General features: G+C 66.4%; 23 protein-coding genes and 1 tRNA gene. 8 read left to right on the top strand and 16 right to left on the bottom strand.

The window, feature by feature from the left end; all coding sequences use genetic code 11:
- Positions 1-90: 90 nt before the first annotated feature.
- Positions 91-2,034: a glycosyltransferase gene (locus tag KHC23_RS01900; protein WP_213368792.1), complete on the top strand. Its 1,944-nt coding sequence runs from the start codon at positions 91-93 to the stop codon at positions 2,032-2,034.
- On the opposite strand, the gene KHC23_RS01895 is transcribed toward KHC23_RS01900, so the two are convergent.
- The 3 genes from KHC23_RS01895 to KHC23_RS01885 all read right to left on the bottom strand — a co-directional run bounded on the left by KHC23_RS01895 (position 1,979) and on the right by KHC23_RS01885 (position 3,827).
- Positions 1,979-2,569 (bottom strand): SCO family protein, encoded by a 591-nt coding sequence (locus KHC23_RS01895; RefSeq protein ID WP_213368790.1) that lies wholly within the window; start codon positions 2,567-2,569, stop codon positions 1,979-1,981. The two genes, KHC23_RS01900 and KHC23_RS01895, sit on opposite strands and share 56 nt — an antisense overlap.
- Positions 2,570-2,629: 60 nt before the next feature.
- Entirely contained in the window at positions 2,630-2,785 is a 156-nt protein-coding gene (locus KHC23_RS01890; RefSeq protein WP_213368788.1) for a hypothetical protein, read from the bottom strand.
- Between the two features lie 106 nt (positions 2,786-2,891).
- The gene (locus KHC23_RS01885; protein ID WP_213368786.1) at positions 2,892-3,827 is read right to left on the bottom strand and encodes a 2-hydroxyacid dehydrogenase; all 936 of its coding nucleotides are present in this window, start codon (positions 3,825-3,827) and stop codon (positions 2,892-2,894) included.
- Positions 3,828-4,022: 195 nt separating this feature from the next.
- Here KHC23_RS01885 and KHC23_RS01880 point away from each other — a divergent pair, with 195 nt between their 5' ends.
- The gene (locus KHC23_RS01880) at positions 4,023-5,294 is read left to right on the top strand and encodes a DUF2254 domain-containing protein (RefSeq protein WP_213368784.1); all 1,272 of its coding nucleotides are present in this window, start codon (positions 4,023-4,025) and stop codon (positions 5,292-5,294) included.
- 7 nt (positions 5,295-5,301) lie between these two features.
- Here the strand turns inward: KHC23_RS01880 and KHC23_RS01875 are convergent.
- The 8 genes from KHC23_RS01875 to KHC23_RS01845 all read right to left on the bottom strand — a co-directional run bounded on the left by KHC23_RS01875 (position 5,302) and on the right by KHC23_RS01845 (position 10,587).
- A tRNA-Gly gene (locus tag KHC23_RS01875) sits at positions 5,302-5,375 on the bottom strand.
- A gap of 216 nt (positions 5,376-5,591) precedes the next feature.
- A complete protein-coding gene (locus KHC23_RS24630; RefSeq protein WP_271188726.1) occupies positions 5,592-5,726 on the bottom strand; it encodes a hypothetical protein in 135 nt (44 codons plus the stop codon).
- A complete protein-coding gene (locus KHC23_RS01870) occupies positions 5,683-6,252 on the bottom strand; it encodes an MFS transporter (protein WP_246544067.1) in 570 nt (189 codons plus the stop codon). Before KHC23_RS01870 ends, KHC23_RS24630 begins: the two co-directional genes overlap by 44 nt.
- 214 nt (positions 6,253-6,466) lie before the next feature.
- The gene (locus KHC23_RS01865; RefSeq protein ID WP_213368782.1) at positions 6,467-7,171 is read right to left on the bottom strand and encodes a fumarylacetoacetate hydrolase family protein; all 705 of its coding nucleotides are present in this window, start codon (positions 7,169-7,171) and stop codon (positions 6,467-6,469) included.
- Entirely contained in the window at positions 7,171-7,923 is a 753-nt protein-coding gene (locus KHC23_RS01860; RefSeq protein ID WP_213368780.1) for an ABC transporter permease, read from the bottom strand. The genes KHC23_RS01865 and KHC23_RS01860 overlap by 1 nt, the downstream gene beginning before the upstream one ends.
- An 11-nt stretch (positions 7,924-7,934) precedes the next feature.
- Positions 7,935-8,741 carry an ABC transporter ATP-binding protein gene (locus KHC23_RS01855; RefSeq protein WP_213368778.1) on the bottom strand — a complete coding sequence of 269 codons (807 nt, stop codon included), beginning with the start codon at positions 8,739-8,741 and terminating at the stop codon, positions 7,935-7,937.
- 2 nt (positions 8,742-8,743) lie between these two features.
- On the bottom strand, positions 8,744-9,574 hold the full coding sequence (locus KHC23_RS01850; RefSeq protein WP_213368776.1) for an ABC transporter permease: 831 nt from the start codon (positions 9,572-9,574) through the stop codon (positions 8,744-8,746).
- Between the two features lie 11 nt (positions 9,575-9,585).
- Entirely contained in the window at positions 9,586-10,587 is a 1,002-nt protein-coding gene (locus tag KHC23_RS01845; RefSeq protein WP_213368774.1) for an ABC transporter substrate-binding protein, read from the bottom strand.
- A gap of 183 nt (positions 10,588-10,770) precedes the next feature.
- Between KHC23_RS01845 and KHC23_RS01840 the strand changes: the two genes are divergently transcribed.
- Positions 10,771-11,460 carry a FadR/GntR family transcriptional regulator gene (locus KHC23_RS01840; protein WP_213368773.1) on the top strand — a complete coding sequence of 230 codons (690 nt, stop codon included), beginning with the start codon at positions 10,771-10,773 and terminating at the stop codon, positions 11,458-11,460.
- Positions 11,461-11,646: 186 nt separating this feature from the next.
- On the top strand, positions 11,647-12,138 hold the full coding sequence (locus KHC23_RS01835; protein ID WP_213368771.1) for a lasso peptide biosynthesis B2 protein: 492 nt from the start codon (positions 11,647-11,649) through the stop codon (positions 12,136-12,138).
- 30 nt (positions 12,139-12,168) lie between these two features.
- On the opposite strand, the gene KHC23_RS01830 is transcribed toward KHC23_RS01835, so the two are convergent.
- From KHC23_RS01830 to KHC23_RS01820, 3 genes are read right to left on the bottom strand one after another with little or no spacing between them, the layout of a single operon-like run.
- Positions 12,169-13,284, bottom strand: coding sequence for an ABC transporter permease (locus KHC23_RS01830; protein WP_246544066.1), 1,116 nt, complete (start codon positions 13,282-13,284; stop codon positions 12,169-12,171).
- 35 nt (positions 13,285-13,319) lie between these two features.
- Complete coding sequence (locus KHC23_RS01825) at positions 13,320-14,294, bottom strand: ABC transporter ATP-binding protein (RefSeq protein WP_373878534.1); 975 nt, start codon at positions 14,292-14,294, stop codon at positions 13,320-13,322.
- Complete coding sequence (locus tag KHC23_RS01820; protein WP_213368760.1) at positions 14,291-15,268, bottom strand: HlyD family secretion protein; 978 nt, start codon at positions 15,266-15,268, stop codon at positions 14,291-14,293. The genes KHC23_RS01825 and KHC23_RS01820 overlap by 4 nt, the downstream gene beginning before the upstream one ends.
- A gap of 253 nt (positions 15,269-15,521) precedes the next feature.
- On the opposite strand from KHC23_RS01820, the gene KHC23_RS01815 reads away from it, so the two are divergent.
- Positions 15,522-16,346, top strand: a complete 825-nt coding sequence (locus tag KHC23_RS01815) for an alpha/beta fold hydrolase (protein ID WP_213368758.1) — start codon at positions 15,522-15,524, stop codon at positions 16,344-16,346.
- A gap of 127 nt (positions 16,347-16,473) precedes the next feature.
- Here the strand turns inward: KHC23_RS01815 and KHC23_RS01810 are convergent, their stop codons facing one another.
- Positions 16,474-16,686 carry a hypothetical protein gene (locus tag KHC23_RS01810; protein ID WP_213368756.1) on the bottom strand — a complete coding sequence of 71 codons (213 nt, stop codon included), beginning with the start codon at positions 16,684-16,686 and terminating at the stop codon, positions 16,474-16,476.
- A 247-nt stretch (positions 16,687-16,933) separates the two neighbouring features.
- Here KHC23_RS01810 and KHC23_RS01805 point away from each other — a divergent pair, with 247 nt between their 5' ends.
- The 3 genes from KHC23_RS01805 (at position 16,934) to KHC23_RS01795 (ending at position 18,877) form a co-directional block, all read left to right on the top strand.
- Positions 16,934-17,365, top strand: coding sequence for a hypothetical protein (locus tag KHC23_RS01805; RefSeq protein WP_213368754.1), 432 nt, complete (start codon positions 16,934-16,936; stop codon positions 17,363-17,365).
- A 214-nt stretch (positions 17,366-17,579) separates the two neighbouring features.
- Positions 17,580-18,065, top strand: a complete 486-nt coding sequence (locus tag KHC23_RS01800; RefSeq protein ID WP_246543974.1) for a FecR family protein — start codon at positions 17,580-17,582, stop codon at positions 18,063-18,065.
- A 299-nt stretch (positions 18,066-18,364) separates the two neighbouring features.
- On the top strand, positions 18,365-18,877 hold the full coding sequence (locus KHC23_RS01795) for a c-type cytochrome, methanol metabolism-related (protein ID WP_213368752.1): 513 nt from the start codon (positions 18,365-18,367) through the stop codon (positions 18,875-18,877).
- 12 nt (positions 18,878-18,889) lie between these two features.
- Here KHC23_RS01795 and KHC23_RS01790 read toward each other — a convergent pair whose 3' ends face one another.
- Complete coding sequence (locus KHC23_RS01790) at positions 18,890-20,512, bottom strand: ABC-F family ATP-binding cassette domain-containing protein (RefSeq protein ID WP_213368751.1); 1,623 nt, start codon at positions 20,510-20,512, stop codon at positions 18,890-18,892.
- Between the last annotated feature and the right edge of the window lie 174 nt (positions 20,513-20,686).

Raw genomic sequence — 20,686 nt, 5'->3', positions numbered from 1 at the left:
TACCGCACACTGGCCTCGCGCTGGGTTCGGCGGCTGCCACGCCATCGCGATCTTCTACCGTTTCGGGGACGACTAGGCGAGGGGCCGCGCATGACACAGGTGGTGCGCTGGCGCTCGCCGAGCCCGACCGACAAGCCGCGCGCGACCGGGGTCCCGGTCGAAGCTTCCGGCGCGGCCCGATCACTGCCACCCGCCCTTGTCCAATACGCGCTGCGGCGGGCGAACCGGCTCGGCGTCGGCCTCGACGAGGTCCTGATCGCCGGTGGCCATGTCGCGGCCGACGCGCTGGCCCGGGAGGCCGCGCGCGAACTGGGCATCGCCTTCCAGCCACTCGACGACCCGCAGTTTCCGACACCGGCGCGACGTGACGGCCAGGACGCTGTCGCGGTGCTGCGCAGCGGCGTGATGCGCATGCCCGAAGGCCACCTCGTCATTGCCGCTCGCGGTCTGGCGCTGCGCCGGCTGGCGGCGACGCTGGACGGGCGTCCGGCGCTGCGCCGCCGTGTCAGCCTGACGACGCCCGAGCGGCTGGCAGCGTTTATCCGGCAACGCTTCGCGGCCGAGCTCGGCTGGCGGGCCGCCTACCAACTGCGCGACCGACACCCCCGCCTGTCGGCCGGAACGCTCACCCTGTCGCGCTGGGCTTTCGCCATCGCCGTGCTCGCGGTCGCCGCGCTGTTCCTAGTGGTGAATACCGCCAGCTTCATCGGCTCATGGGTGCTGCCCGGCCTCGTCGCCATCATGCTGGTCGGCAGCGCGACGCTCAAGCTTGCGGCCTGCACGATGCCGCCTCAGCCGCCGCCACGCCCGGCCCGCGACGACCGGTCGCTGCCCGATTACAGCCTGATCGTTCCGCTCTATCGCGAGGCACGGGTGGTGCCGCAGCTTATCGACGCGCTGGACGCCCTCGACTATCCCGGCGAGAAGCTGCAGGTGCTGTTCGTGGTCGAACCCGACGATGCGTCCACCGCTGCCGCACTGGCCCTCCACGCCTCGCGACCCGGCTTCGAGATCATCGTTGCGCCCGATGTCGGGCCGCAGACGAAGCCGAAGGCGATGAACGCCGCCCTGCCCTTCGCGCGCGGCACCGTGGTGGGCATCTACGACGCCGAGGACGTGCCCGACCCGCTGCAATTGCGGCAGGTCTGCACCATCCTCATGGCGCGCGGCAACCAGCGGATCGGCTGCGTGCAGGCGCGCCTCGTCATCGACAACCTCGCCGATGGCTGGATCACCCGCCAGTTCGCTGCGGAATATGCGGCCTATTTCGATGTCGTCCTGCCGATGCTTGGCCGCTGCCGGCTGCCGCTGCCGCTCGGCGGCACGTCCAACCATTTCCGCCGCGCGGCGCTTGATGCCGTCGGCGGCTGGGACCCGTTCAACGTCACCGAGGACGCCGATCTCGGCGTTCGCCTCGCCCGGGCGGGCTGGGATACGGCGGTCATCGCCTCGGCGACCGACGAGGAGGCCCCCAGCCGGTCCGGGACCTGGATGCGCCAGCGCACGCGCTGGTACAAGGGATGGATGCAGACGCTGCTGGTGCACGCGCGGCACCCGCTGCTGCTGGCTCGCGGCGCCGGATGGCCGGGAACGCTGACCCTCCTGTTCCTGCTCGGCAGCGGGACTGCGGCGGCGCTGCTCCATCCGGTGATGGTCGCCTCGCTGCTGCTCGTTCCGGTGATGGAGCCGCCCGCCTCCCCCTCGCTGACCGCAAGCCTGCTTGATGCGGTGTGGGCCTGCGTCCTGCTTACCGGGCTCTCGGGCGCGGTGCTCTCGACCGTGCTCGGCATGCGCCGCCGGCGGGCGCCGGGGATCGCGCGCGTCCTCGCGCTCATGCCGTTCTATTGGCTCATGACCGCGGCAGCGGCGTGGCGCGCGCTGTTCCAGCTGGTGCGCGCGCCCTATCGCTGGGAGAAAACCGATCACGGGCTGGCGCGCACATCGCGCAGACACCCGAGGCTTCGCCCCGTCGTGAGGCTCAGAGGTAGCGGCGCAGCTCGGCAGCGGCCTCATCCGGCGGCCGCTTCAGATTGAACGGCGCGACGAACTGACCATCCTTGCCCATCAGATACACAATGGCGGTGTGGTCCATCGTGTAATCCCCGTCTTGCGTCGGCACCTTCTTGGCGTAGACGCGGTAGGCCTTGATGACGGCAGCGATCTGCTCCGGCGTGCCCGAGAGCCCCTGAATGCTCGGATGGAAGCTGCCGAGATAGGACTTCATCACTTCCGGCGTGTCGCGCTCGGGATCGACCGTGATGAATAGCCCCGTCACCTTGCGCGCATCCGGCCCAAGCGCCTCGAACAGCTGCGACATCTCGAACAGCGAGGTCGGGCAGATGTCCGGGCAGTGGGTGAAGCCGAAGAACACCAAAGCCGGCGCGCCGGCGAAGGTCTCCTGCGTCACCTTCTGCCCGTCCTGGTCGACCAGTTCGAAAGGCCCGCCTATGGCCACCTGGTTCGACACCGTGCCCGCCCCCTGCGGCAGCAGGGCCAGCGCGCTGGCGACGATGACGACGGCGCCGACGACGAAGGCGGCGAGCAGCAGCAGAACACGACGATTGGACATGGCACCACGATGAAGGTCGGCGCGGCCGCCACGGCCGGCGCCAGGGTTTGGCTCTTGTGGCTAGAAACAATAGGCGATCCCGGTCGCCAGCATGTCGAAGAAAACGGCCGCACCGTGGCGCGCCCACAGACCGATCGCCGCAGCGGTCAGCACAAGGGCGGCGACCGCCGCCACCCAACGCCAGACACCCCCGAACCCGCTCGCCACCTGCGCCATGTCTCTTCCCGCGCCATCTGTCCCCATGCCGGCGCCGCCATTCTAGCACGGACAATGCTGTTGAGGTTCGTCCGACGAGGCGGCGGCGGCCGGGCGCCGCCGCGCCTCAATAGCCCCGACGCGGGTCGACCTCGTGCAGCGGCGCGAGGCCGCGGCGCACGCGGCGAATGCTCTCGGCCACATCACGGGCGGCCAGGGCCGGTACGGTGATGCTCGCCACATGCGGCGTGATCAGCACATTGTCCAGCGCCCACAGCGGGTGTCCCTCCGGCAGCGGTTCGGTCTCGAACACGTCGAGCGTCGCCTCGGCAAGCTGCCCGGAACGCAATGCCTCGACCAGCGCCGCCTCGTCGACCAAGGCGCCGCGGGAGACATTGACCAGCTTCGCGCCGGGCGGCATCAGCGCCAGTTCGCGCTCCCCGAGCAGGTGATGCGTCTGCGGCGTGAGCGGGACCAGGCACACCACGATCTCGCTCTCGCCGAGCAGGCGCTCCAGTCCCTCACGCCCGGTCCGCGCGGTGACGCCGGGAATGTCCTTGGGACTGCGCGACCAGCCGGTGACGGAAAAGCCCATATTCGCCAGCGCCTTCGCGGCAGCCGCGCCCAGTTCGCCAAGGCCCAGCACGCCAACCTTGATCTCGAACAGGGGACGGGGATGGACATATTCCCATTCCCCGCGCCGCTTGGCGCGCTCGAAGATGTGAATGTCACGGGCGTAGCGGGTGACGGCGAAGACGACATAGCTCGCCATCATCGCCTCCATGCCGGGATCGTTGAGACGCGCGAACCTCACCGGCACGAGGTCGTCACGCTTCATCAACGCGTCGACGCCGGCACCGAGATTGATGACAAGCTCCAGATTGGGAAAGCGGGCGAAGAACCCCGCCGGCGGCGCCCAGGCCAGCGCATAGCGGATGTCGGCGGGGTCACCGACCGCGGGGTCGATCCGCACATCGAGATCGGGCAGTTCGGCGGCGAGCGCCGCCTGCCACGCCTGGGCATTGTCCACGCGGCTGTAGAAGACGAGGGCATCCTGGCTCACGCGGCGTCTCCCGGCTGTCGACCGCCGACTCGGCGGCGGTGCCTATCCTAATGGCCGGACTCCACGTCACGAAAGCCGACCTGTCACGAGATGCCCCGCGCGGTCCGGCGTTCGTCGCCACTGGATGCATTGGAACCAATCCCCGCACTGCCGCATAGTGCCTGCGCATGGGGAGCGCACGGGCGGGATGGCGTGATGTCGAAATGGCAATGGATCCTGCGCCAGCTTGGTCGCAGGCTTTGGGTGCGGGCAAGCCTGATCGGCGCGCTCGGCGTGGCGGCGGCGATGCTGGCGGCGATCGCCGAACGCTTCCTGCCCTGGCAACTGACCTATGACATCGGCGCCGACGCGGTCGACAGCATCCTGACGATCATCGCCTCCAGCATGCTGACCGTCACCACCTTCTCGCTCAGCGTGATGACCTCCGCCTTCGGGGCCGCGACCAGCAACGTCACGCCCCGTGCCACCCGCCTGCTGGTGCAGGACCGGGTGACGCAGAACGTGCTCTCGACCTTCATCGGGGCGTTCCTGTTCGGCATTGTCGGCATCATCGTGCTGAAGACCGGCGCCTATGGGCCGCAGGGCCGCGTGGTGCTGTTCATCGTCACCGTCGGCATCGTGGCGCTCGTCGTCGGCACGTTGATGCGCTGGATCGACCACCTCACCAAGCTCGGCCGGGTGGGGGAAACCACCGACCGGGTGGAGGCGGCGACCCGCAACGCGATCGCGGCCCGGCTGCGATCGCCCTGCCTCGGCGGCCGGCCGCCCGCCCCAGATGCCCCCGAGTTGCCCCACCTGATCGCCTCGCGCGCGACCGGCTATGTGCAGCACGTCGACGTGGCGGCCATCGCCTCATGCGCCGAGGCGCTGCAGACGCAGGCGCGTGTGTGCGTGGTTCCCGGCGCCTTCGTCTATGAGGGCAGCGCATTGGCTCGCCTGGGCGAGCCCTCGAAGGAGGCGAGCGCGGCCCCGGATGCCGAGCAGCCCGGGGACGCCCACGACAGGGTGCGGGCGGCCTTCACCATCGGACACCAGCGCAGCTTCGACCAGGACCCCCGCTTCGGGCTCGCCGTGCTCAGCGAGATCGCCCAGCGCGCCCTCTCGCCGGCGATCAACGACCCCGGTACGGCGATCGACGTGATCGGCCGCTGTGCGCGGCTTTTGACGCAGTGGACGAACGGTCCGGACGAGGCGATCGACACCTGCCACGAACGGGTCGAGGTGCCACCCTTGAAGGCGGCGGACCTGTTCGACGACGCCTTCCGCCTGATCGCGCGCGACGGCGCGGCGCTGGTCGAGGTGCAACTGCGCCTGCAGAAGGCGCTGCGCGCGCTCGCCGGCATGGGCGACGCCGATTTCCGCCTGGCGGCGCGCCACCAGGCGAAGCTGGCTCTCGACCGCGCCGAGACCGCGATGGCACTGGAGGAAGACAGGAATCGCGTGCGCGAGGTGGCACGGCCGATCTAGCGGGCGCTGGAGCGGGCGAAGGGAATCGAACCCTCGTATGCAGCTTGGGAAGCTGCCGTTCTACCATTGAACTACGCCCGCTCGGGCAGGCGGCACCATAAGGGCGGCGCCGGGTCGCTTCAAGTCCCTTGCCGTGGGGTTCACAGCAGAAACCGGACAGGCCCGGCCATGATGCTTCCGGGGCCCCTCCCCGGTCTCGGTCCGAGACGAGGCTCCACCCAGCCGCGGCGGGTGGGGGCCCGACCGGCCCTGCGGCAACGCCGGTCCCGCACTTAAGACGGAAAACGTCGACAGGCTTCAAAGTTCAGCGATGGCGCCGTTCGGTATCCGCGCCTTGGCGGATTGATGCCCGTGCTTGCCGATGTCGTCGAGGCTGACGCCGGTCGTCTCAATGCGGAACCACCAGGTGATGGCGGCGCCGAGCAGCGACATCGCGACGAGGCCGTAAAGCAGCGATTGCTGGCCGATGGAGGCGAGCAGGATGGGGAGCCGAAGGCGGTAAGCACGGCGCCGATCTTGGCGAAGGCTGCCACGCAGCCGGCCGCCTTGCCGCGAATGTGGGCGGGAAAATCTCGCCGGCAAGCAGGTAGGTCTGCGCATTGGGGCCGAGATTGGTCATGAAGTTGAACATCATGAAGCCGATGAAAATGAGCGCCGTGCCCATCGCGCCGTCGTAATAGGCGGCGAACGAGGCGATCAGCAGCCCCGCGGCGCAGCCGATGAAGCCGAGTATCTGCAGCGGGATGCGGCCGACCCGATCGGCGAGCGCCACGGCAATGATGGTCGGCGTGAAGATGCCGATGCCATAGGTCGACAGGTCCTGCAGGAACCACGGCACCGAGGCGAGGATGGTGGCGCGGCGGTTCATGCCGGCGAGGGAAGCGGCGCCGACAACGCCATGCTCGACGGCACCGAGGCCGAACTCGTTGGCGATCAGCGACATCGCCACGCCCGTCATGAAGACCACGAGGCGCTCGAAGATCGAACGAGGAGCAGGCGAACAATGGCGGGACATGCATGAGAGGGCGGATTGCGGCACCCGATCGGCACGGTGATGCACGCGGGCCGACGCCATTGGCGACGACTTCCGCCGCCCGCTTCTCGCCCAACGGCGCGCAAAGCAGAGCGCGCACCCGGTGGTTTCCCTCCGGGTGCGCGCGCATGAAGACCGTTCAGACGACCTTGACGGTGAGCGTGCCGACGCCGTCAACGCCGCCCTCGAGCAGGTCGCCGCGCACGATGGCGCCGACGCCGGCCGGGGTGCCCGACATGATGACATCGCCGGGCTGAAGCTCGAACAGGCCGGAGAGGTAGGAGATCATCTCCGGCACCTTCCAGATCATCTGGTTGAGGTCGCCGACCTGGCGCGGCGTGCCGTTGACATTCAGCCACACCTTGCCCGCGGCCGGATGACCGACCACGGAGGCCGGCACCAGCGCCGAGCAGGGCGCCGAGGCCTCGAACGCCTTGCCCACTTCCCACGGGCGGCCAAGCTTCTTGGCCTCGCCCTGCAGGTCGCGGCGGGTCATGTCGAGGCCCACGCCATAGCCCCACACATGGTCGAGCGCGGATTCGACCGGGATGTTCACCCCGCCCTTGCCGATCGCGACCAGCATTTCCAGCTCGTAATGCACGTCGCTGGACTTGTCGGGATAGGGGAAAGTGCCATCGGTGATGACATTGTCGGGGTTCTTCTGGAAGAAGAAGGGTGGCTCCTTGTCAGGATCATGCCCCATCTCGATGGCGTGCTCGGCATAGTTGCGGCCAACGCAGTAGATGCGGTGGATCGGGAATAGCTGGTCCGAGCCTTCGACGGGCAGCGTCGGAATGCCAGGAGGCGTGATCACGTAGGCGGCGTTCTCGATAGGCGCGTTCATCAGCGTACTCCTGCGTAATAGTCGACGCGTTTTTCAATGTTCTCGATCAGGGCCGACAGTCCCATCGCCGCGGCGAACAGAATGATGGTCAGGGCCCAGAAGTTCACCATGTCGAAATTGCGCGAGTAGAGCTCGAACAACTCGCCATAGCCGATGATGGCCACCAGCAACTGGCCGATCACCACGCCCTTCACGCCGCGCACCACGCCGAGCCGGATACCGGCGAGGATTTCCGGCAGCGCCGCGAGGAAGATGATCTTGCCGTAGAGGGTGAAGCGCGAGGCGCCGTAGCTGCGGCCCATCTCGACCAGCGACTTGGGCACGCCCTGTATGCCGGCGCGGGTGTCGAGCACGATGATCCAGACCGCGAACAGGAAGACGGTGACCACCACCGTGGTCTCGCCCATGCCGAACAGGATCATCAGCACCGGCACCAGCGCGGAAAGCGGCGCCGACACGAAGATGTTGACCCAGATGCCAAGCAGGCTGTCGGCAGTGGTGGAGCGGCCCATCAGCACGCCCAGGATCACGCCGACCACGATGGCGAAGAACATGCCGAGCAGGAAGCTGTTCAGCGTGGTGATTGCCGCCGCCTGCCAGGTGCCGGTCTGCACCAGCGCCACCACCGCGACAAGCACGTCGGAAAGCGGGGGAATGAGGAACATCGCGCCGGAGCGCCCGACGATTTCCCAGATGACGCACCAGACGAGGAGCGACGCCATCATGGGCACGCGATAGCCAAACATCGTCATCGCGGCCTCCCTCAATCGACGTAGTGCTTGAGGCCCTGCCAGATCTCCTCGACCGTATCGAGATAGCCCTGGTCACGGCGGATGGCGTCCGGCGAGGCCGAACGGTCGATCTCCGGCTCGATGATCTGCGCGATCCGCCCCGGACGGCGCGAGAGGATGACGATGCGGTCGGAGCAGTAGACCGCCTCCTCGATCGAGTGGGTGACGAAGATGAAGGTCTTCTTCTCCTTCTCCACCAGTTCCAGGAGGTCTTCCTGGAACTTGCGCCGGTTCTGCTCGTCCACCGCCGAGAACGGCTCGTCGAGCAGCAGCACGTCGGCATTCACGGCGAAGGCGCGGGCGAGGCCGACGCGCTGGCGCATGCCGCCGGAGAGCTCGTGCGGGTATTTGTTCTCGAAGCCGGACAGGCCGACCTCGGCAATGTATTTCTGCGCGATCGCCTGGCGCTCGTTCTTGCCCATGCCCTTCAGTTCGAGGCCGAAGCCCACATTGCGCATCACCGTTGCCCACGGCATCAGCGCGAAGTCCTGGAACACGAAGGCGCGCTCGGGGCCGGGGCCGGTGACCGTGTTGCCATTGACCCGAACCTCGCCCGAAGTGGCGGGGATCAGGCCGGCTACGATTTTCAGGAGCGTGGTCTTGCCGCAGCCGGACGGGCCGAGCAGCGTGGTGAGCTTGCCGGCCGGGAAGTCGAGATCGATGCCGCGCAGCGCCTCGATCTCATTGTACATCTTGCAGATGCCGCGCACTTCCACCGCGACGTCGGCGCCGGCAGGGCGGGCGGCAGCGGTTGCCGCCTGGGCGGTGATGTTGCGCATGGTCAGGACTTCCTCTTCTCGGGACGCAGCACGCGAAGCTCGAAGGCCTCAAGCGCGGCCAGCGTGAGGGTGGACACCAGGATGATGGAGACGACGGCGGCGTACATTTCCGGATAGTCCGCCACCGAGCGGTGATAGGTGATCAGATCGCCAATGCCGGTCGGGGTGATCAGCAGTTCGGCGAGGATCACGCCGATGAATCCGGCGGCAAGACCGAGGCGCAGGCCGGCGAAGATGACCGGGCTGGCATCCGGGATGATGATCTTGGTGATGCGCTGCCACCAGTTGCCCTGGAACGAATAGCACATGGCCACCAGCGAGGGATTGGCGTTGCGCACCGCCTTGTAGCCGTTGAGCACGATCACCGGCAAAGCGAGCATGATCACCGCCAGCGTCTTCGACACCAGCCCGATGCCATAGACGAAGGTGATGAGCGGGATCAGCGCCGCCATCGGGGCCGCCTGCAGCACGATGAACACCGGCGCCGCCAGCCATTCGGCGAAGCGCGACAGACCCATGACGATGCCGAGGCCGATGCCGATGACGGCCGAGATGGCGATGCCGATCACCAGCGGCTGCAGCGTTTCCGCATAGGCGGCGACGAAGGACCCGTCGAGCGTCATCGTCACAAAGGCGCGCAGCGTTTCCAGAAAGGTCGGGAAGGCGAAGCTGATCGGAATCCGGCCGGCGATTTCCCAGACGAGGAAGAAGAGGCCGATCGACGCGGTGCGCCAAAGGGCCGTGCGGTGCTCCGAGAGCTTCCTCCAGACGAAGGAAGCCTCGGAGGGGGGAACGGCTCGCGAGGAGCCGTTCGCCTGTACCGGAAAACTCATTCAACCGGCCTTCAGTTCGTGCCGACCTTGCCGAGCGCGCGGTTCAGCGGCTCGAGCGCCCAGAAATCCTCGACCTTGAGGCTCGCAGGCTCGCCCTGCAGCTGGCCGGAGAGGGTGTAGAAGGCGAAGTCATCCTTAGCCGCCGCCTCGCCGCCACCGTTGGGCGGGAACGCCTTGCCCTCGGCGAGCTCGGTGAAATACGGGGTGATTTCGGCCACCTGATCGGCCGGCAGGTCGGGCAGAAGATTATACTTCTTGCGCCACTCGGCGACGATGGCCGGGTTCTTGGTCACCTCGCGCCAGGTGGTGAGCACCGACTCGACGATGATGTCGACGTCCTTCGGATTCTTGTCGAGGAAGTCCTGGCGGGCGAACAGCGCCTCGTCGGTGGCGTTGATGCCATCGAGCGGCAGGATGATGAACTTGCCCGGTGCCTTTTCCTGCAGCAGGCGGCGGCCGGCCGAATCCACGATCGTCGCCTTCACGTTGCCCTGCAGCAGCGCGCCGGTGCGCACTTCGGAGCCCGGGATGTAGCTGATCTTGGAGAACTTGATGCCCTGCTTTTCCTCCATCAGCTTCATGATGGCCTCGGTGCCGGAACCGCGCGAATGCACCGCGATCTCCTGGCCGTCGAGGTCCTTCCAGGTCTTGTAGAACTCGGCATTGACCGCCGGATAGAAGCGCAGCGTGGAGAGCTGGAGGAAGATGCGCACCGGCACCTTCACCTTCTGCATCAGGGCGTAGGGTCCGCCGACGCCGACATCCGCCTGCCCGCTCACCACCGCCTGGGCGGCGATGTCCTCGGACTTCAGATAGGTCATCTCGATCTCGACGCCCTTCTGCTTGGCCAGCTCGAAGGCGGCCAGCAGATGCAGGTTCTCGACGCTCGCAATGTCGCCATAGGCGACGCGAACCTTCGCTTCAGCGGGCATCGCCGCCAGAGCAAGCCCGATGCCGACGGCAACCGCTGCACCGGAAAGACCGCACAGTTTTCTCGTAAAGTCCTTGAGCATTTCCAGTCTCCCATGAGAGCCGGGCGGTTCAACCCGCCACTTCACCAACCCGCGAGGTTGGATACCAATTGAGTTTTGGTTTATATTGGCACCGTTGAGCGGTCAAGGCCGGATTGGCTTGACTGCGGCATTTGAAGGTTCCATAGACGGAACCAATTGGAACTTTGGTTGAGCCGAACACCCATGCTTACGCCTCCCGCCGACGCGCATCCGGAAAAGACGATCGTCACCCAGCTACGGGGCTATCTCGGCCAGATCGACCTTCCCGACGACGGCCGGCTGCCGCCCGAGAGGGAGTTGTCGGCGGTGCTCGGCGTGTCGCGTACCGAGCTTCGCAAGGCGCTCGACGTGCTGGAGGCCGAGGGCCAGCTCTGGCGCCATGTCGGCAAGGGCACCTTCATGGGCAGCCGGCCGCTGGACACCTTCGCCGACATTGCGGCGCTAGCCCGCCGCAGCAACCCGGCGGAAGTGATGCGCGCGCGCATCGTGATGGAGCCGGAGATCGCCCGCGCTGCCGCGTTCACCGCCACGCCGGCCGACATCGCCGAGATGCGCATGTGCCTCGCGCGGTCGCGGCAGGCCGAGACCTGGCGGCAATATGAGGCGTGGGACACGCGCCTCCACCGCACCATCGCCGAAGCCTCGCAGAACACGCTTCTCCTCGGCCTGTTCGACACGTTGAACGCGGTGCGCCGCGCCGTGACCTGGGGCCGGCTGCGTACCGAACCGGTCAAGCCGCTCCCGGACCATCACAGCTTTGCCGAGCATGAGTCCATTGTCGACGCCATCGAGCATCGCGACATCGCCGCCGCTGCGGCGGGCATGCGCGCACATCTGCAGACGGTGGAGCGCAAGTTGCTGGACCGCCAGTAAGGCGGGTGTCCGCGAGGGTTCATTTGCCGCGCCGCCGGGCTTGAACAAACCGGCATGTTAGGTCTGGATGGAGGCTTGCCCGGCCATCACGCATCGCGCATCCCCGCGCCGGGCCATTGAGGAGCCGATTCAGGTGAACCCGCGCGCCCCGGAAATGCCGCCCCTTGGCGACGCGGCACCCCAGCCATGACGAGCGCGCAGCGCAGGCCCTCGCTCCCCGCCCGTTGGCGCAGGCTCGGCTGGCGCGACCGGGCATTGCTGGCCGAGGCGCTGTTGCTGCTGAGTTGCGCACGCCTCGCCATCGTGCTGCTGCCATTCCGAAAGGTGACCCGCTTCGCGTCGACCCGGCCGAGCCGCGAACTGCCGGACGACGCGCAGGTACAGATTCGGCGCGTGCGCTGGGCGATCCGCGCCGTAGCGCGCCGGGTGCCGTTCCGGGCCATGTGCCTGGAGCAGGGGCTGACGGCGCGCGTCATGCTGCATCGACGCGGCGTACCGACAACGCTTTACTATGGGGTGGCCAAGGACGAGGATGGGCACCTGATCGCCCACCTCTGGGCGCGCTGGGGCAGCACCGACGTGATCGGCACCGAGGCGCTGGAACGCTTCACACTGCTCGCCACCTTTCCCCCGGTCGACAAGGCGGACGCCGCTCTCGGCGCCGGCGGCGCCCGCTGATCCGGCGAGCCACGGCGGGCGGGCCGTCGATCAGTCCAGCGTCTGGCGGAAGCGTTTGACCGCGATCACCATGGCGACCAGCATGATGATGGCGAGGCCGAGAATGTCCTGCACCAGGTCGGCCGAAGTCGCTCCCTTCAGCAGGATGCCGCGCACCATCCTCAGATAGTGGGTGAGTGGCAGCGTTTCGGCCACCCACTGCGCCCAGACCGGCATGCCGGCGAAGGGAAACATGAAGCCCGACAGCAGAATGTTCGGCAGAAAGTACATGAACGTCATCTGCACCGCTTGCAGCTGGTTCTGCGCAAGCGTGGAGAAGGTGTAGCCGATCGACAGGTTGGTGAGGATGAACAGACCGGTCAGAACGGTCAGGAGCGCCAGATTGCCCACCACAGGCACGTTGAATAGCAGCACCGCCGCGCCGAGGATCATCGCCGCCTGCATCGCGCCCACCATCACATAGGGGGCGATCTTGCCGACCATGATCTCGACCGGCCGGATCGGCATGGCCAGCAGCGTCTCCATCGTGCCGCGCTCGATCTCGCGCGTCACCGACAGGGCGGTGAAGATCAGCATGGTCATGGTCAGGATGGTGCCGAGCAGCCCCGGCACGATGTTGAGCTGGGTGACGGCCGCCGGGTTGTAGCGCGGGTGGGTGCGGAACTCGAAGGGCGGCGGCGCCTTTTCGAGCCCGCTGCCTTCCGGCGCGTCGTCGAGGTTGAAGCGCTCGCGCCGCACCGAAGTCTCGACCAGCCGGCCCAGCGCGGCCAGCGCGCTGGTGGAGGCGACCGGATCGGTCGCGTCGGCCGAGACCAGCAGCGCCGGGCTCTCGCCACGCCGCACCGCGCGCTCGAATCCGGCAGGGATTTCCACCACGAACAGAACCTGTCCGGAGCGCAGCAGGTGCTCCGCCTCCGCCTCGTTCACCGGGTGGCGGGTGATGGAGAAGTACTTGGTGTTCTCGATGGCGGCGAGAATCGAACGGGTCAGCGCGGAATTGTCATAGGCCAGCACGGCGGTCGGCAGGTGCCGCGGCGTCGTGTTGATGGCATAGCCGAAGAGGATCAGTTGCAGCAGCGGGATCGAGACCATCGCCGCAAAGGAAACCCGATCCCGCATCAGCTGGATGAATTCCTTGCGTATCATCGCGCCGATGCGGCGCAGAAATCCTGCCACGCCCTTCACCGGAAATTATCCCTTGAGCGGTTGATCAGGTCGATGAACACGTCTTCGAGGCTGGCGCGGTCCGGGCGCCAGACGAGTTCCTCCCGACCGGCGAAGCGAGCGATGGCGATGTCCAGCGCCGCCCGGTCCCGCCCGCCCACATGCACGCTGGTGCCGAACGGCGCGACGAGCTCGATGCCGGGCGTCTCCATCAACTCCCGGGTCAGCGCCGCCGGATCCGGCCCCGTCACCCGCCACATGTGGAGCGCCGAAGCGGTGACGACGCTCTCCACCGTGCCCTGCGCCAGCAATTCGCCATAGGCGATATAGGCGATCTCGTGACAGCGTTCCGCCTCGTCCATGTAATGGGTCGAGACGAGGACGGTCACGCCGCCGGCCGCGAGGTCGTGGATCTGGGCCCAGAACTCGCGCCGCGCCTTGGGGTCGACGCCGGCAGTCGGTTCGTCGAGCAGCAGCAGCTTGGGCTGCGGCAGGATGCAGGCGCCGAGCGCGAGCCGCTGCTTCCAGCCGCCGGACAGATCGCCGGCGAGCTGCCGTTCGCGCCCTTCGAGCCCCAGCGCGACGATCGCCTCCCGCGCCGCCTCATCGGCATGGGGCACGCCGTAGATCCGGGCGACAAATTCGAGATTCTCCCGCACCGACAGATCGGCATAGAGGCTGAACTTCTGCGTCATGTAGCCGACATGCCGGCGGATGGCGCGCCCCTGGGTCAGAATGTCCAAGCCGAGGCAGGTTCCGGTTCCCTGGTCGGGCGTCAGCAGCCCGCACAGCATCCGGATGGTGGTGGTCTTGCCCGAGCCGTTGGGGCCCAGAAAGCCGTAGATCTGACCGCGCTTCACCTGCATGGAGAGATTGCGGACGACCTGGTTCGTCCCGAAGCTTTTGCTCAGCCCACGCACATCGATGGCGTAGTCCGGCGCACGATGCCGCGCGGACGGAACGCCGCCCGCCGCCCCTGCCGGCGCGTTCACGGCGCGATCTCGACGGTCACCGGCTGTCCGGGACGCAGCCTCGAAGGGTCGCGCGGCCGGGCCTCCAGCATGAACACCAGCTTGGAGCGCTCCTCCAGGCTATAGATCACCGGCGGCGTGTATTCGGCACTCGCGGCGATAAAGCTGACCGACGCCTCGATATCCTCCTCGCAGCCGTCGCAGCTCACCACCACGGCGGTGCCGAGCTGGAACTTCGGCAAGGACGGCTCCGGCACGAAGAAGCGCACCTTGATCAGTTCCGGCGGCAGGATCGAGACCACCGGCCGGCCGGCCGGCACGAGTTCGCCGGTACGGAAATAGATCGTCTCCACCGTGCCGCTGACGGGCGCGGACATGCGCCGCCGATCCAGCCGCACCTGCGCGGCCGCGAGGGCGGCGCGGGCCGCGTCCACCGCCTTCTCGGCGGCGGCGATCTCGTCGTCGCGCCCGGCAAGCCTGGCGGCCTCGATTTCCCGGCGCGCCTGGTCGAGCGACGCCTCGTTCTGATTATAGGTCTGCTGCGCCACATCCAGCGCCGCCTGCGACGCTACCTGCTTGGACTGGAGGTCCTTCTGGCGCTCGAGTTCGAGACGGGAGAGTTCCAGCGCCGCCGCCGCCCGACGCTCGCCGGCCTCCAGCACCGCCACCTGCTCCGGACGCTGGGCCGAGGCCTTGACATTGGCGAGCTGGGAAAGCGCCTGCCCGAGGCTGGCTTCGGCCGATTTGACGTCGGCCACCTGCAGGTCCTCGTCGATGGTGAAGAGTGGCATTCCTTTCGTCACCCGGTCACCCTCATCGACCTTGAGATCGACGATCCGCCCGGCCTCGTCCGGTCCCACGAAGATGAACTCGGCCTCCGCGTAGCCCTGATACCCGCCGGGGGCCGAGACGACGAAGATGGCGGCAAGAGCGAAGAGAACGAGGGTGAGGATGACGACCACTATATTGGTCGGCAATCGAAAACGCGGCGTCATCGTACCCCCAGCAGCAAGGCCCGCGAGAGCCCCCCTCGCTGTCAGGCCGGCACCCTCTTCCTCAGCCGCGTGGGCACGGCAAGTATTTCTTGCCGGCATGTCTTGCGCGCAGACGCCGAGGGAGGATGCTTTTACATACGATCAGATTTTTCGCCAGACTTCCAGCGCGTTAGGCGCCCTGATGCTTCAATGCCAAAAATCCAATCAAAAATAGTCGGCTATCTGCGACATTTGTTGCCATATGGGGGAAGATTTGTCCCTGTCGTTTGGCCCGCAAAATGCTTATACCAAAGCTCCACGCATCGCCGGGGGGCAAAAGATGCCATCAGTCGCTATTTTCTTGCCGGGACTTTTTGCGGGCTCCTGGATATGGTCCTCGCAAATAGAGATCATGAAGGCGAAAGGCTACGAGCCTATCGTCTTCAACGACCCTTTCGTAAAATTCGGGAAGGGTTATGGTACAGTTCCAAGCCTGATAAACTTCGTAAAGGACGCTCTACGCCCGAGACAACAAGCCGACGCTGTTGTGTTCGGGAACTCGATGGGCGGCTATATTGCGCTTGCTCTGGCCAGTGACCCGGACTTCAACATAAAACAGGCCATTGTCAGCGGCTGCCCGGGCGCAGGGGAGAATGTAACGCTCGGCCTCGGGGTCAGCCGGATTCTGTCGCTCGATTATGCACACAAGATTTCACGCGAGCTTTTCCACGACCCCTCCCGGCTCGACACGGAAATGATCGAGTCAACATTCCGCGAGATCGCGAATCGCCAGTGCTTCATGATGGGGCTTTCCATCCTGCGCTCGCTGCAGAAGATCGACGTCCGGGAATTCATCGACAAGGTCGCCGTCGACACCCATCTCATCTGGGGTGCACATGACCGGGTGACGCCGATCCAGCCCTGGTGCGACATGGCCGCAGCCAGTCCGTTCCTGCACCTGCATTCAATCGCCGATGCCGGCCATTGCCCCATGATCGAGACGCCCGACGCCTTCAACGATGTGCTTGAGCGCGTGCTCTACACGGGGCCGGCACCACACTCGTCCGACCTGCCGCGGGAAGCCCGGCCAACCTATTGATGAGACGGCGCGACCGTCGCGCCTGAGGCGCCCAGGCGTCAGAATGCTGGGCAGGCACGCCTTCAGGCCGGCCGCCGCCGCGAAAAATTCGCCTGAAAATTCGTCTGGAGGCCCGTTACGTCGCCCTTCAGCCGGTCGCCCCGACTTCCTGCTTCTCGAACCGCTGCGAGCCGTAATCCTGATAATGGTTGCAAAAAAACTGCCGCGCGATCTCGGCGACAAGGCGGGCGCGGGTCACATGGGAACCGGCGATTGTCTTGTCGACCCACGCATCCGGCACGGTAAGCACCATTCCTGATTCCAGCCGGCACAAAATCTTCCGCAGTTCGTCGCCATCCATCGCGCTCTCCCTCGCAAAGCCATGCGGGCACGCTATAAGCTGCGGGGCAGGCCGAAATCCAGCCTTGGCGCCCATTTTGCGCCCCGACCCGCAGGTTGTATCCTGCCCGCCGATCCGGAAAAGGTGTGGCGCAAACGCCGCCATGCGGCAACCTTTCACCATATTGCCAATTATTTCTGCAACCGGTTTGCCTTCATGTGCTAAGAGCAACCCTGCGGAACTTAGCCTGTCGGAGGTCAGAGGGACGATGAAGTATTCCATTTTCGCGGTGGTGATGGCTGGCTGTCTGTCGGTCGGCGCCATGGGCAGCGCAAAAGCCGACGATGCCTGTCTGGCTGCGGGCAGGCTGACTCAAGCGGTCGGCTCCGTCATGGTCGACAGGGGCAATGGCTTCGTACCCGGCGTGATCGGCACCTCGCTGAGGGGTGGCGACAAGATCGCCGTGCGCGGCCAGGGCAGGGCTGTGGTCGACTTCGGCGATGATCGGACCCTGATGGTTCCGGCTTCTACGACCGAGACGATCCGGGTGCCGGGCTGCGGCATGCTGCAGACCAATGCCAGCGGCATCAGCCCGACAGTCGGCACGTTCGGAATGCTCGCTATCGCGGGTGCTACGGCGGCGGCGATTTCGACGACCGACAGCAAGAGTGGCACCGTCTTCTTCCCGGTCAGCCCCTGATTCGACGGGTCGCCGTCTTGCCGCCCGCAGAGGGCGGCAGGCGGAGTCGTGACTGTACGTGCTCCGGTTTGGATAGCGCCCGCCTGTGCCCCAGGAAATGGGCTTTTTGAACCGCCGCCATGTAACGGGCGCGGATCTGATGGATCTCGTCTTGTCCGTGTCACCCCGAATGGTTAGCTTCCCACAAGCATAATAGTGGTATCAGGTGCCAGCGGTGCTGTGCGGCCGTCTGTTTCCGTCGAAGGCCAAGGGACTGGTAATGCGAATTGTTTCTTCCCTGCTGGCGGCTGGCGTCTTGTCGCTGGCGGCGATCAGCAGTGCGTCGGCAGCCAATGATGTCTGCTATTCCCCCCTGAAACGCCCCGTCGGCCAAATCACGTCGATCACAGGCTCGGTGATGGTGGATCGCGGCAATGGTTTCGAGCCGGCGACGGTCGGCATGAAGCTCAGGGCCGGCGACAAGATTTCAGTGATCGGCGATGGCAGCGCGGTATTCGGATACATTTCCCGCAAACCGCTGACGGTTGCCAGTTCGTCAACCAAGACGATTTGCGCGACGGAATCGACCAGTGCGGTCACGCCGACCGTCGACCCCACTCTCGGCATCGCCGCCACGATCGGCACCGGCGTCGGTGTCGCTGCGGCGATTTCGACCACCGAAGGCAAGAGCGGCACCGTCTTCTTCCCGGTCAGCCCCTGACCTGATCCTTCGGCGTCTGCCGGCAGGCCGGGCGGCGGCGACCTTCCCGCCCCGCCTCCGAGGCATCGCGACCGGCTCTGACGGCATCGGGCCCGCGATTATCCGTTGCGGGCGGCCGCCGCCTTTGATGCGCCCTCCCCGCGCGCGCCTCTCTCCCGACGAGACCGTTCGCCGCGGGCGTCAGGCGCCACCCACCCCAAGGCCCGATCTCCTGCTTGACCGCGCGCGCCGGGCGGCGGAGCATTGCGCGCTCCGACCGCGCGCCATTCCACAACAAGACGGCGGAGCGGGAGGATCGCATGCCTGCACGCCTTGGCGCGGCCATTGCCGCCAGCCTTCTCCTGCTGTTGTCCCCGACGCTCGCCGACCCCTCCGGCGACCCTGCCGCCGTCAGCTCAACTGACGGCGAGTACAGCGACAAGCAGGGCAACCCGACCTTTCACATCGACAAGGACGGCACGGTCGACTGGTACACCTCGGTCGGCTACATCCGCTACACCGCCAATTGCATGCAGTGCCATGGCCCGGATGGGCTCGGCTCGACCTTCGCGCCCTCGCTCGTCGATGCCCTGCAGAACCTGAGCTACAGCCAGTTTCTCGACACCGTCACCAACGGCAAGAAGAACGTGAGCGCCAGCCAGGACCTCGTCATGCCGGCCTTCGGGGTAAACCCCAACGTGATGTGCTACATCGACGCCATCTTCATCTATCTCAGGGCGCGGTCCGACGGCGCGCTCGGCCGGGGCCAGCCGGCGAAGAACGCGCCGAAGCCGGCCGGCTACAGCGCGACCGAGGATGCCTGCATGGGCTGACGCCCTGCCCCCTCAGTTGCGCAGCCCGGGCGCTTCCTGCCCGGTGCGGGCGACATATTCGGTATAGCCGCCGCCATATTGGTGGATGCCGTCCGGCGTCAGTTCCAGCACGCGGTTCGACAGCGCGGCGAGGAAGTGCCGGTCATGGCTGACGAATAGCATCGTCCCCTCATAGTCGGCCAGCGCGGCGATCAGCATTTCCTTGGTGGCGATGTCGAGATGGTTGGTCGGCTCGTCGAGCACGAGGAAGTTCGGCGGGTCGTAGAGCATGCGGGCCATGGCGAGACGCGCCTTCTCGCCGCCGGAGAGCACGCGGCACTTCTTGTCCACGTCGTCGCCGGAAAAGCCGAAGCAGCCGAGCAACGAGCGCAGGGAGCCCTGCCCGGCCTGCGGAAAGGCATCTTCCAGCGTCTCGAACACGGTGCGCTCGCCTTCCAGCACCTCCATGGCATGCTGGGCGAAATAGGCCATCTTCACGCTGCCGCCGACGGACACACTGCCGTCGTCCGGCGTGGTCTCTCCCGCCACCAGCTTCAGCAGCGTCGACTTTCCGGCGCCGTTGACGCCCATGACACACCAGCGCTCGCGCCGGCGGACATGGAAGTCGAGCCCGTCATAGATCCGGCGGGCGCCATAACCCTTGTACACATTCTTCAGGCTGACCACGTCCTCGCCGGAGCGCGGCGGCGGCTGGAATTCGAACGCCACCGTCTGGCGCCGGCGCGGCGGCTCGACCCGCTCGATCTTGTCGAGCTTCTTCACCCGGCTCTGCACCTGCGCGGCATGGGAGGCGCGCGCCTTGAACCGCTCGATGAAGGCGATCTCCTTGGCCAGCATCGCCTGCTGGCGCTCGAACTGCGCCTGCTGCTGCTTCTCCGACAGCGCACGCTGCTGGGCGTAGAATTCGTAGTCGCCGGAGAATGAGGTGAGTGAACCAGCGTCGATCTCGACCACCTTGTTGACGATCCGGTTCATGAAGGCGCGGTCGTGCGAGGTCATCATCAACGCGCCGTCGAAGTTCTTCAGGAAAGCCTCCAGCCAGATCAGGCTCTCGATGTCGAGATGGTTCGAGGGTTCGTCGAGCAGCATCACGTCGGGGCGCATCAGCAGGATGCGGCCGAGCGCCACGCGCATCTTCCAGCCGCCCGACAGCCGACCGACATCGCCGTCCATCATCTCCTGGGAGAAGCCGAGACCGGCCAGAACCTCGCTGGCGCGGCCCTCCAGCGAATAGCCGTCAAGTTCCTCGAAACGCGCCTGTACCTCGCCATAGCGTTCGATGATGGCGTCCATCTCGTCGGCGCGGCCGGGGTCGACCATGGCGGCCTCCAGCGCGCGCAATTCGGCGGAAATGACGCTGATCGGCCCGGCACCGTCCATCACCTCGGCGAGCACCGACTTGCCGGCCATGTCGCCGACATCCTGGCTGAAATAGCCGATGGTGATGCCGCGATCGACAGCGACCTGCCCCTCGTCCGGGGCCTCCTCGCCGGTGATGAGGCGGAACAGCGTGGTCTTGCCCGCGCCATTGGGGCCGACGAGCCCCACCTTTTCACCCTTCAGCAGCGTCGCCGATGCCTCGATGAAGACGAGCTGCTTGCCGTTCTGCTTGCCGATGGAGTCGAGCCGGATCATGCGCGCGAAGGTTCCCGAGAAAATCTCCCGCGCACTTAAGCCATTCGCAGCGCCGGCGGAAGGGTCCGCTGAGCCGCAGGTCGTTGAATGCCTCCCGACAAAGATACTTGGAACCAGTCCAATGATCTTCATATTCCGGTCATGATCGCCTATGATTTCTCTATTATCCATGAA

This window comes from Ancylobacter dichloromethanicus, assembly GCF_018390645.1.
In the GTDB taxonomy this organism is placed as follows: Bacteria; Pseudomonadota; Alphaproteobacteria; order Rhizobiales; family Xanthobacteraceae; genus Ancylobacter; species Ancylobacter dichloromethanicus.
This window is presented reverse-complemented; position numbering and strand designations above follow the sequence as displayed.

Bases quoted from the DNA above. Each gene is read 5' to 3' on its own strand.
- KHC23_RS01860 (WP_213368780.1), bottom strand. From the start codon at position 7,923: ATGACGATGTTTGGCTATCGCGTGCCCATGATGGCGTCGCTCCTCGTC.
- KHC23_RS01835 (WP_213368771.1), top strand. From the start codon at position 11,647: ATGACGAGCGCGCAGCGCAGGCCCTCGCTCCCCGCCCGTTGGCGCAGG.
- KHC23_RS01890 (WP_213368788.1), bottom strand. From the start codon at position 2,785: ATGGCGCAGGTGGCGAGCGGGTTCGGGGGTGTCTGGCGTTGGGTGGCG.
- KHC23_RS01790 (WP_213368751.1), bottom strand. From the start codon at position 20,512: ATGATCCGGCTCGACTCCATCGGCAAGCAGAACGGCAAGCAGCTCGTC.
- KHC23_RS01850 (WP_213368776.1), bottom strand. From the start codon at position 9,574: ATGAGTTTTCCGGTACAGGCGAACGGCTCCTCGCGAGCCGTTCCCCCC.
- KHC23_RS01870 (WP_246544067.1), bottom strand. From the start codon at position 6,252: ATGACGGGCGTGGCGATGTCGCTGATCGCCAACGAGTTCGGCCTCGGT.
- KHC23_RS01820 (WP_213368760.1), bottom strand. From the start codon at position 15,268: ATGACGCCGCGTTTTCGATTGCCGACCAATATAGTGGTCGTCATCCTC.
- KHC23_RS01830 (WP_246544066.1), bottom strand. From the start codon at position 13,284: ATGATACGCAAGGAATTCATCCAGCTGATGCGGGATCGGGTTTCCTTT.
- KHC23_RS01795 (WP_213368752.1), top strand. From the start codon at position 18,365: ATGCCTGCACGCCTTGGCGCGGCCATTGCCGCCAGCCTTCTCCTGCTG.
- KHC23_RS24630 (WP_271188726.1), bottom strand. From the start codon at position 5,726: ATGTCGCTGCTCGGCGCCGCCATCACCTGGTGGTTCCGCATTGAGACG.
- KHC23_RS01900 (WP_213368792.1), top strand. From the start codon at position 91: ATGACACAGGTGGTGCGCTGGCGCTCGCCGAGCCCGACCGACAAGCCG.
- KHC23_RS01845 (WP_213368774.1), bottom strand. From the start codon at position 10,587: ATGCTCAAGGACTTTACGAGAAAACTGTGCGGTCTTTCCGGTGCAGCG.
- KHC23_RS01865 (WP_213368782.1), bottom strand. From the start codon at position 7,171: ATGAACGCGCCTATCGAGAACGCCGCCTACGTGATCACGCCTCCTGGC.
- KHC23_RS01840 (WP_213368773.1), top strand. From the start codon at position 10,771: ATGCTTACGCCTCCCGCCGACGCGCATCCGGAAAAGACGATCGTCACC.
- KHC23_RS01895 (WP_213368790.1), bottom strand. From the start codon at position 2,569: ATGTCCAATCGTCGTGTTCTGCTGCTGCTCGCCGCCTTCGTCGTCGGC.
- KHC23_RS01880 (WP_213368784.1), top strand. From the start codon at position 4,023: ATGTCGAAATGGCAATGGATCCTGCGCCAGCTTGGTCGCAGGCTTTGG.
- KHC23_RS01855 (WP_213368778.1), bottom strand. From the start codon at position 8,741: ATGCGCAACATCACCGCCCAGGCGGCAACCGCTGCCGCCCGCCCTGCC.
- KHC23_RS01810 (WP_213368756.1), bottom strand. From the start codon at position 16,686: ATGGATGGCGACGAACTGCGGAAGATTTTGTGCCGGCTGGAATCAGGA.
- KHC23_RS01805 (WP_213368754.1), top strand. From the start codon at position 16,934: ATGAAGTATTCCATTTTCGCGGTGGTGATGGCTGGCTGTCTGTCGGTC.